Source organism: Limnospira sp. PMC 289.06, from assembly GCF_032350395.1.
Taxonomy (GTDB): Bacteria; Cyanobacteriota; Cyanobacteriia; order Cyanobacteriales; family Microcoleaceae; genus Limnospira; species Limnospira platensis.
On sequence record NZ_JARPLC010000039.1, the window covers coordinates 20108 to 31053 of the forward strand.

At 46.0% G+C, this 10946-nt stretch carries 7 protein-coding genes; 5 read left to right on the forward strand and 2 right to left on the reverse strand.

From position 1 onward, the window contains the following. Positions 1-131: 131 nt before the first annotated feature. A complete protein-coding gene (locus P5674_RS10605) occupies positions 132-770 on the reverse strand; it encodes a DUF3386 domain-containing protein (protein WP_006617228.1) in 639 nt (212 codons plus the stop codon). A gap of 226 nt (positions 771-996) precedes the next feature. Continuing rightward, positions 997-3474 carry a CHAT domain-containing protein gene (locus tag P5674_RS10610; RefSeq protein WP_062946072.1) on the reverse strand — a complete coding sequence of 826 codons (2478 nt, stop codon included), beginning with the start codon at positions 3472-3474 and terminating at the stop codon, positions 997-999. Between the two features lie 9 nt (positions 3475-3483). On the opposite strand from P5674_RS10610, the gene P5674_RS10615 reads away from it, so the two are divergent. From P5674_RS10615 to P5674_RS10635, 5 genes are all read left to right on the forward strand, one after another. Further along, positions 3484-4125 carry a hypothetical protein gene (locus P5674_RS10615; protein WP_014274961.1) on the forward strand — a complete coding sequence of 214 codons (642 nt, stop codon included), beginning with the start codon at positions 3484-3486 and terminating at the stop codon, positions 4123-4125. Between the two features lie 25 nt (positions 4126-4150). Beyond that, a complete protein-coding gene (locus P5674_RS10620) occupies positions 4151-5083 on the forward strand; it encodes a DUF1822 family protein (RefSeq protein WP_014274962.1) in 933 nt (310 codons plus the stop codon). Then, positions 5083-7386 (forward strand): CHASE2 domain-containing protein, encoded by a 2304-nt coding sequence (locus P5674_RS10625; protein WP_014274963.1) that lies wholly within the window; start codon positions 5083-5085, stop codon positions 7384-7386. The genes P5674_RS10620 and P5674_RS10625 overlap by 1 nt, the downstream gene beginning before the upstream one ends. Positions 7387-7420: 34 nt before the next feature. Then, positions 7421-8206, forward strand: a complete 786-nt coding sequence (locus P5674_RS10630) for a DUF928 domain-containing protein (RefSeq protein ID WP_014274964.1) — start codon at positions 7421-7423, stop codon at positions 8204-8206. A gap of 317 nt (positions 8207-8523) precedes the next feature. Next, on the forward strand, positions 8524-10602 hold the full coding sequence (locus tag P5674_RS10635) for a protein kinase domain-containing protein (RefSeq protein ID WP_014274965.1): 2079 nt from the start codon (positions 8524-8526) through the stop codon (positions 10600-10602). Positions 10603-10946: the final 344 nt, after the last annotated feature.

Consider the following 10946-nt stretch of genomic DNA (forward strand, 5'->3'; position numbering starts at 1 on the left):
CAGAACCCGCCCCTACAATTATCAATTGTCCGGTGGGGCGGGTTTATTAATATCCTGGTGGCGATGCAAAATTGACGGCGGAACCCGCCCCTACGCGGTGGCTTTGTTCAAAATGAGATTACCAAACTAACCTAGCTTAACAGTTGAATGTTAGAGAAGGTAAAGCGATCGCTCCGATCGCTTTCTGGGTTGTGGATAATCCGCTCACTGAGGATTTGATACTTGCCTACTGGGGTATAGGAATCTTCAAAATCGCTTTTTTCCCCCTTCTGTGCCCCCGTTTTGGGGTCATGATAAACAGAATCATAACGGTGGGAAAGATAACCCTCCGGCGTTTGGTGGCTGCTGTGGGTGTAGATCGTCACTACCACCCCGTGAATGTGACGATGCACCATGCAAACCTCATTATTGCGGAGTTGGTAGCGATCGCCTTCCCCCTTGCCGCCGATAATGATTTCTACCGCCCCCGTTTCGTCCGTTTCGCCATAGCTAAACGTATTTTCTCCATGCACCGCCTCAAAATCTCGACGTACCCGGTGGATCGCCGTTTCCCACAGTTGCCCATGGATAGCCTTTTGCGCCGCCTCGTCAGCAACATCTAGCACTTCTGCCTTCATATCCGACCCGACCTTCGCCCGACCATGAATCACCTGGCCATCATGTTCGTAGGTGACATCAGCAGTGTAGCCTGGGAAATCCGCATCCCAGGTGTAACGATTTTCATAAGCAGCGCGGAAAAGTTCGCGAGCAGAAACTTGTGTAGCCGTCATAAATACTCCGAGTGTGAAGATGAACAATTATCAATTAGTATAAACCATTACAAGCAGATCGCCTTGGTGGGGCATTGCGCCCTGGCGATAGGGTTTCCCTCCCATTCCCGGTTTTCTTCTCAACCCCTGTCTGGTAACGGTCATTCATTCACGCCAAAACTACCTCCCCCGCTACAGTTTCCGGCAGGGGGGTCACAAACCAGGAGTCAGAAACGGGGTTGTATTTCTATTTGAGAGATTCGCCCATGAGGGTAAAAGCTGCCCAATGTTTGGGTTGAGGATATTCTTCCATAGTGGTCAACATGGCTTGTCGTAAAGCCACAGCCCGATCGCCTTTTTGGGGTAGAAGTCGATAAAATTCCTGCATTAATTTGGCGGTGGGTGCATCCTCTGCTTGCCATAGAGAGACAATCACACTTTCAGCCCCGGCACCAATAAAGGCACGAGATAATCCGATGATACCATCACCTGTAATTCTGCCGCCACCTGTGTTACAAGCACTTAAAACCACTAAGGAAGCTGTTAAATTCAATCCCATGATTTCCTCAGAAGTGAGAAACCCCCGATCGCCATAACTTGGAGTTAGTGCGATCGCCCCTAAAACACCCCCAGACTCGCTAAAATCATCCAGTAACCCGTGGGTTGCCAAATGCACGATCGCCGCCGAATTAATGCGTTCCAAAACCTCTGATTTCGTCGCTGCACTACCAATTAACGCTTCTGTATTCAACATAGAGGCGATGGCGATCGCTTCGGCTTCTGCACCGGGTAAATTAGCTAATCTCTTGGGTTCTTCTCCCGGTTCTATAGACAATTTTGGCATCACCGGATTGCCCACTACTAGAGCATTGGCGGGGTTATTTGTCCTGTTAATTCTCCGGTTTTCTGCCAGTTGGCGAGTCAATTGTAACACCTGAATGGCTGGGGCGGTTAGAATAGTATGGTTGAAAATTAAATAGCGATCGCTTTCATCGATTAACGCCGGAAACGGCACAAACAATAACTCCTGGTGGGGGATAAATATCACCTTATCTTCTGGATTTTGCGGCAGTAAATCGGCAATCGGTTTTATCAGTAAATCGTGCAATTGTTGCAAGTGACTATTTCTGAGATTGCGGGTAGAAATGCTGGGCAGAGTTTCCGTGATTCCCTGGCGAGTTCCCCGCACCAAAGCCGTTAATAAACCTTCCGCTTCCGAGTCCGTACCCTCCGCCAAAAAAGGCACTAAAGTCTCCCTAAACGTTTCTAATTGGCTTAAATTTACTTCCCGAAAAGTGATGTTTCCCGTCGGCTGCACCACCCAAATAAATAAAGCGGAATTGTTGCCGAAATTATCACTAATAATCGAATATTGAACTAGGGTAGCATTTTGCTGTCCTGCCACTTTTTGAATGTCGGAAATCCTCATAGGCGGATTATTTTGCCGGTCATATTCTTGCACCGCTTCAGGAGATAGTTGTTGGGCGATTAATTCCAGGAAAGCACGGGCGCGACCTCTCTCGGCAATTTCTAAGGCGATTTCCGGTTTATTTTCGCTAATTAATGCTTTTTGTAGTATACTATAACTAGACCGATATTTATCAAAAATCGAGACTTTATTGGCATCGCTCAAGCCGGGTCGCAGAGATTCTAATGCGTCAATTGCCGCGTATAAGGTTTGGGTAGCTTCCGCGATTTTTCCAGCTTCAAATAAAGCGACACCTTTATTGTTTAGGGTGACAGCAATTCCGGCTGTATTCCGTAAATTTCGCCGAATTTCTAAGGCGCGATCGTAGAATTCTATGGCTTGGGAATAGTCCCCCATTAATCGATGAACTGAACCGATATTATTCAAGGCTTGACTCTGGGCATCTTCTTCACCGATCGCCCTCATAATTTCTAATCCTTGGTTGTACAATTGCAACGATTGGGAATAGTTGGCTAATTTCTCATAAGCCGCCCCCATATTTAACAGGGTTTGACCAACCCCGACAGCATCTCCGATTTCCGAGGCGATCGCTAACCCTTTCCCATAGAATTCTAACGCTTGGGAATAGTCCCCCATAGCATGATAAACCGCCCCCATATTAGCGAGAGTAATTCCCACCGCAAAATCATCATCTTCTTGTGCAAATAGCGCCCCGGCTTGTTGAAAATAAATCAGGGCTTTTTGAGGTTGTCCTAAAGCTCGATAAATTTGCCCCATATTATTAAAAATAACAGCCGATCCATAGGATTCTTCTGCTGGCAAAACTGCCAAGGCTTGCTCATAAAAATTGATGGCTTGGGGATAGTTAGCTTGGGAGGAAGAAAGCGCCCCCAAATTAATCAGAGTTTGGCTAATTCCCTGTCGGTCGTTAAGATTTTGGCGAATAGTTAAAGCCTCGTTTAAAAAATGCCCAGCCTGGGGATAATTGCCCAAATTGCGATAGACAACACCGATATCATTTAAAATCAACGCTTCTAGTTGGCGATCGCCTTCCACCCGCACCTTATGCAAAGCGCGATCGAAGGTTATCAACGCTTCTTTCAACTCACCGCCAGCGACCTGTTTATCTCCGATTTCATGCAATTGAATCGCCTCAATGACCAGATCTTCTCCCCTTTCTTGTGCCAAAACTGGCAACCCTGTTACCGGAAACCAAAGAAATTTGATAAACTCAATTTTACCCAGAGTCATAAACGCAATCAGAAACAGACAGGATGAAATGTTTTTTAGAGGCATTTTACTTAAATGATTAATGGCCAATTACAATCGCTCATTACCGAGACTTGTCGCCACCCTCCCGGAAGCCTAAAACGCCAGCAAGGGTTAACTCAACTGTATCGAATGATTGTCAAATCAGGCAAGCTATGGCGAGAAAATACCCCCTATTATGAGGAAGTCTGGCAACAAACTTGGCTATATTTTTGCCTAAATCTCTGTGAAGCCACCACCGGGAAAGATAAATATGATAGCGATCGCAGTAGCATCACCACCTGGCTAAATGTTTACCTAAAAATGCGCCTCAAAGATAGGGCTATTAAACACCAAAACCAGAAACAACAAATGGTTTCGGCTTCACAACCGCTATATGATGATGACACCCTCACCTTTTTGGATACCTTTGAAGCCCTCCCAGATATCCCGCCGATCCTGCAAGCTACCCGCAAGTGGGCGGAAACTGACCCAGAGGGAGAATTGCAGCGTCTCCAACTCCGGGGTCGAAAAGATGTTACCTGTCAACTGTTGATTTTACGTCGTTTACCCCCCGAAACTACCTGGGAGGATCTTTCCGCAGAGTTGGGTTTACCAGTTTCTACCCTCAGCAGCTTTTATCAGCGGAAATGTCTGCCACAATTGCGTAAATTTGGCGAATCAGCCGGATATCTATAAAGAGGTCATTCAACCAATAACAATTATGGCTAATCATACCCAACAAACCGAAAATTCTGCCTTACCCATGTTGATCGGCACAAATTCGCGCCGCCTCGCCCAACAATTTGCGAGGGAACAACCCAATCGCCAAAAAGCTGAACAGGTTTATTTTAACACTCTGGCGGTTTGTGTGGTGCGTAATTATTTGGAGTGGATGGGAATTGCTACCCAACTCAATGCTGGTGATAGTTGGAATCCGATCGCCCGCTTGGCTAGTGATGTGGCAGATCTACAGGTGACCGGATTGGGGATTCTCGAATGTCGTCCGATCCGCGAAAATCAGCAAATTTGCCGAATTCCCCCGGAAGTTTGGGGCGATCGCATTGGCTATGTAGTCGTGCAAATTGAAGATTCTTTAAAAGCCGCCAATATTCTGGGATTTATTCATAGCATCGATCGCCCAGACATCCCCCTGAGTCAGTTGCAACCCGTAGAAACACTGTTGACCACTTTATCTGGGTTGCGTCGGCAGAATTTGGTCAACCTTAGTCAGTGGTGCCAAGGAATCTTTGGGGAAACGTGGCAGGATTTGGGCTCAATATTTAGCACTCCAAATCTCGCCTATAATTTTCGCACTTCTCCACCAGATAGACAAGCTGAGATAGAAAGGGGAAAATTGATTGATTTGCAAATGCAGTTGGGCAGTCAAATGGTAGTATTGTTGGTGGCGCTAACACCAGAATTTGATACTATGGCAGTCAGAGTGCGACTTTATCCCCCTAATGGAGAAATTTATTTACCGCCGAATTTGCGGTTAGCATTACTATCAGACCAGGCAGATACTTTACAAGAAGTGCGATCGCGCCGTCATGATAATTATATCCAACTGCCCCGATTTACCGGAGAAACGGGGGAACGCTTTTCTATTCAAGTTGCCCTAGAAAATGCCATGATTATAGAGAACTTTGCTATTTAATGACCAGTCCCAAAAAACCAACTATTGTTGTCATTAATCTAGGATATGGGAATTTGCTATCCGGTTTTCCCCATGTCACCGCCCTACTTTGGGAACCGGAAAATCCCCGTCCGCTAAAATTTACTGGCGCGTTACCTCCCGCCCAGGAATTAGATGGGATTTATCGTCGTTGGAATTTGATTTATCAAGCACTTTATCGCCGTCCGGGATGGCATCCCCGCATCAAAATAGATCGGGAAGATATCACCAATGTTTCTCAGGTAGAATTTTCGGATATTTGCCAGCAGTATCTTCAGGTTATTAATGAGTGGCTGGGTGCTGAGAAATTTAGAAATATTGATCGCCAATTGCGATCGCATCTCAACCAGAATGACGAAATCCAATTAATTCTGGAAACTGATGATGAATTAGTGCGGCGTTTACCTTGGCATTTTTGGGATTTTTTGTCTGATTATCCCCAAGCCGAAATTGCTTTAAGCGCCCCAGAATATCAGCGAGTGCAGAAGTTAAACCGAAGAAAACAGATTAGAATTTTAGCTATTTTAGGCAATGATAACGGCCTCGATCTGGCGGAGGATCGCCAAGTTTTGTCAGAAATTGCCGATGCGGAAACTGTTTTTTTGGTTCAACCTTCCCGTCAGGAAGTTGACCAACATTTATGGGATGATCGCGGTTGGGATATTTTATTTTTTGCCGGTCATAGTGAGAGTGAAGAAAATGGTAACGGGGGTTTATTGTCGATTAATGCCACTGATAAAATCGGCATTTCTCATCTAAAATTAGCCTTAAAAACGGCTATCAGCCGTGGCTTACAACTAGCGATTTTTAATTCTTGCCAGGGGTTATCCTTAGCTGCGGAATTGGCTGATTTACATATTCCCCAAATTATTGTGATGCGAGAACCCGTGTCTGATCGGGTAGCCCATGCCTTTTTAGTCGGATTTATTCAGGCTTTTTCTAGGGGTTATTCCTTTTACTTGGCAGTGCGACAAGCCCGGGAACGTTTACAGGGTTTAGAAGATAAATTTCCCTGTGCTAGTTGGTTGCCAATTATCTGTCAAAATCCCGCCGAATTACCGATAGTTTGGCGACAGCAACAGCCCCCAATAAAACCTGCTTTTTCCCAAGGGCGCGATCGCACTTTTTGGTTAAGCAGTTGGGGGATAGCTTTAATGATTCTAATTATCCGCCAATTGGGAATTTTACAAGGGGGGGAATTGAAACTCTATGATCACTTAATGCGATCGCGTCCTCCCGAACCACCCGACCCCCGAATTGTAGTCGTTGAAGTGACGGGAAATGATGTACAATCACGACAAGAATATTCTATCTCTGATGGCACGATTAGTCAAGTATTGCAGCAATTAGAACCCCATCAACCCAGGGCGATCGGGTTAACCATTTATCGAGATTTTCCCGTCCCTCCTGGGGATGCAGAATTGCGAACACAAATGCAGCAGCAAGATAATTTGTTTGCTATCTGTAGTTTCCCCCGGGCTAATGAACCCGCTGTGCGATCGCCTGATGTCATCCCCAATAATCGCTTAGGATTTGATGATGTCCTCGTCGATCCTGATGGAATTTTGCGACGACACCTATTTTTTATGAGAGCTAACTCCGACTGTAACACGGGTTTTTCCTTGAGCTTTCAATTAGCCCGAAAATACCTAGCGGCTGAGAATATTTTTCCCGATAATCAAGGCAATCAAAACAACCCCTTACAATTAGGCGAAGCGATTTTTAATCCCCTGGGAAATACCCATAGCGGAGCATACAAAAATCTACCGACAGGGGGATGGTATGTGATGTTAAATTATCGTTCTTTTCCCATAGCCAGAACTCTGACCCTAACCCAAGTTTTGCAGGGAGATTTTGACCCTAACCTAGTCAAAAACAGAATTGTGCTGATTGGTTTTACCAGTAGAGTCAACGCTAAATTTTTTAGCACTCCCCACCGCGCCGGACAATCTCCCTCTGATCAAGTACCAGGAGTGATGGTGCAAGCACAGATGGTCAGCCATATTCTCAGTGCGGCCCTTGATGGTCGTGCCCTGATTGGGGTATGGGTTTGGTGGCAAGAAGTGATTTGGGTGGTAGTGTGGTCAATGGCCGGAAGTGCGATCGCATTGTACATCGGCAACAGTGACATCGTGATGATTACAGCCATCGTCATAGCGATCGCCATTCTATATATCCTCTGCTATCTGCTACTGCTTCAAGGCACTTGGGTTCCCCTACTCCCCCCAGCATTGACATTGGCGATCGCTCCTTTTTTGCGTAAATTTCTCCCCCCATTGCGATAAGTAAACATAACCCCAACTACCCAGGAGTAGCAGCTTGTCCAGTCCTTTAAGAAAACCGCCGCAACCCGGCAAATTGCAGTTATCCATCGCCTTGATTCTCCTAATCGCTATAGTGCCAATACAGCGAGTTTACGGCACTTATAGCAGGGAATTACGCCCGGAAAATCATCAATTGCCATTACCCGATGTCCTGGTTGCCACAGCCTTTGATGCACCAGACCCCCAACCCCCAGAAGATCGCGAAGGTTCTGGGAGTCGCACCTCCTGTCCCGCCGTGGATAAACCTCTGACCGCATTAATTCCCAGTCAAGTGAACTACACCCTATCGGGACATCCCACATTCTGGTTTTATGTGCCTTATTCCTCGGAGCTGACCCGTGAGGTAGAATTTGTGGTCTTGGATGAACAAGAAACCCAAGTTTACCAAACCGTGGTCAGGATTACCGACACACCGGGAATTGTGAGTTTCCGCCTACCGGAAAGCCTCCCCCCCCTGGAAATTGGCAAAAAATATTTGTGGCAATTCTCCTATCGATGCAATCCGAGAATTCGGGCTGAGGATGACTATGTACAAGCAATGGTGGAAAGAGTTGCCCCCTCAAGAACCCTAACCAGTCAGCTAGAAGTGGCAACAACACCCATGCAGCGGGTGGAAGTCTATGCGGCGAATGGGTTATGGCACGAAACTCTAACCACTCTCGCCGAATTGCGTCGCGATAATCCAGGAAATGCAGATATCGCGGCCGGGTGGACGGAACTTCTGGAATCTATTGGTTTGGGTCATCTAGCGGTGGAGGCGATCGGGGGTTGTTGTCGTTAGTCTCGAGGGGAGAAACGGGGTTTCTGGGCTGTTTGAGGATTAACCCCAAAAATTTTTCCCAATTTGCGTAAAAGTTATCCGCGAAGGCGATAGGTAAGTGTAACCTGCAATTTCAGGAGTGATGCCGATTGTCAATTTACAAGCGATCGCGCCCTGCTTATGTATTCAGGAAATTCAGTAAAAATACTGATGTCTGGAAACATAAGAACGGCTTTAATGGATAATTAACAGAACTTATGATTGACGTTAAAAGGCGATCGTTCCCTCTGTCCAGTCCGTCCCACTCACCGAGTCAGCCCCAGCCAAGAGTAGCGATCATGCAAACGCCCTTAAATAATCAGCATCAACTTATAAATAGTCGCTATCAAGTTATAAAATCCCTGGGAACCGGTAGTTTCGGCGAGGTATTCCTGGCACAAGACACCCAGATGCCCTTGCAGCAAAACTATGTGATCAAGCAACTCAAGCGCCAAGTTCAACGCCAGTTTAACAATATTGTGAAAGAACGATTCCGGCAGGAAGCGGCAACATTGCAAACTTTGGGGGAGCATCACCAGATTCCTCGGTTGTACGCTTACTTTGAGGAGCTGAACAAGTTTTACTTGGTGCAGGAGTATATCGAGGGTGAAACACTAGAAGCGAAGGTGCAAAGGGAGGGTAAACTCAGCGAAAGTGCCGTGAGGGCAATTTTGACCAGTCTGTTGGGAGTGCTTCAATACATACACGACAAGCAAATAGTCCATCGCGACATCAAACCGGACAATATTATTTTGCGCCAGGAAGATGGCAAGCCAGTGTTGATTGACTTTGGTGCCGTTAAGGAAGCCATGAGTACCCAGCTCAATACCCAAGGAAATGCGGTTAACTCGATTGTAATTGGTACTCCTGGGTTTATGGCTTCTGAACAGGCAATCGGTAGACCTGTTTATTCTAGTGATTTATATAGTTTGGGACTGACGGCAATTTATTTGTTAACAGGTAAGCTGCCGCAAGATTTGGCGATCGATCCGGGGACGGCAGAAATCCTTTGGCGACAAGATGCACCAGAAGTCAGTGGCGGTTTAGCCAATGTGTTAGATAAAGCAGTTCGCACCCGCGCTGGCGATCGCTACTCTAGCGCCGCAGAAATGCTCAAATCTCTTACGAATACACAGATGCAGCCCAATAATATTCCCGCTTCTGTACCACAACCCACATCAACACCAACATCACCAAAACGTGGGCTATTGGTTCTATCGACAATTGTTTCTATAGTTGTTCTAGGGTTGGGGTGGCGATCGCTTCCCTACCTGTGGAAACCGAAAGTACAAGCCCAATCCTTAACAATTGGCAGTTTAAGCAATCCCAAGTACAACACCGACCTAGTAGATTATTTACGACAAGAGTTAATCCCCAGTAATTTTATTGATTTTTTTCTGGGTAAAAAAGTAGACTTGGCGATCGATGGTGACCATAATCTACCTTACCAAGAAGCCAAGGATCGAATAGCCAAGAAAGAGTGGGATGTCGTCTTTACCCTGTCTCCGATCATTTCTGTTGCTGCCCAAGATAACAGTTATACGTTTGCCGCTTTAATGTTTCCTGAACGTCCGCCTTATTATTATTCTGCATTGTACGTCAGAGCGGACAGCCCAATTCAATCTATCAATGACATAACACCAAGCACCGTAATTGCCTTGGGCGGGTTCAACTCAGCATCGAGTTTTTATATGCCCGTTTACGATTTGTATGGCAAAACTCTAACCGTAGATATGGGACACCGAGGGCAGAATATTCGGGAAATGGTGAAGACCGGAAAAGCAGATTTGGGTGCGGGGGCTTTAGGTGATACAGTCAAAAACGATCCAGATATCCGTATCATCCACCTGAGTCGAGCTATTCCGGGTGCAGGAGTATATCTCTCTCCCGAACTTTCAGAATCAGACAAAAAGGTAATCAAAAGAGTTTTGTTCAACGCCCCTCCAGGCCTTCAAAAACAAGCCAACTATGGCCCAGGCTCAGAATCAGATTATACCAATTTCAGAGGAATTATCCGGAGAACCGAAGAAATTTTAGTTTGTTCTGATTTTGGGAAGAATCCCGTTAATTTCTTTTGTGCAACTGAGGCGGGTACAGTTCCGACAACAGTTACTCATGGCGGGAATGTGATCAGGGGTCGAGTCAATGGCTGGAGGCGGCCGACTGTTGACACAGTTTGGTTAAATTTGATGGCAGAAGGTAATCAACTTTATCGGGTGGTAGTATCTTCGCAAATTCTCAATCAAGTTCCTGGTGGTACGAATTTGCTGGAACTTCAGAATAAAGAGATTAAAGTTCTGGGAGTAGTCCCGAATCAAATAAGTGATGGCATACTGGAATTAAATATTCAGAATTCAATGGAATTGGAGGTTTTATAAAACAAAATATCTATACCGAGGAATAAATGGGGTATATTCCCCATCATAAGGTTAGTTATCGCGGAGGTTTCCGAAAGCAGGTTTCTTTTGGGAACGCCCATAAACCCCCCTTGTTTAGGGAAAATTAGGCGATCGCTCATCTGATCCGAACATAACTAAGGCGCGATAATAAACACACCCAGAACACAATCAGCAGATTCCTTGACTTTCTGGGTGTATTCCTCCTCAAAGGGGATTACATAGCATCAGGGTCAATGCCTAATTCCCGCAGTTTTTCGGCGAGGCGGTTAGCGCGTTCTGCCTCCTGTTGGGCGCGTTCTTCGGCTTGTTGGCGATCGCTCTCT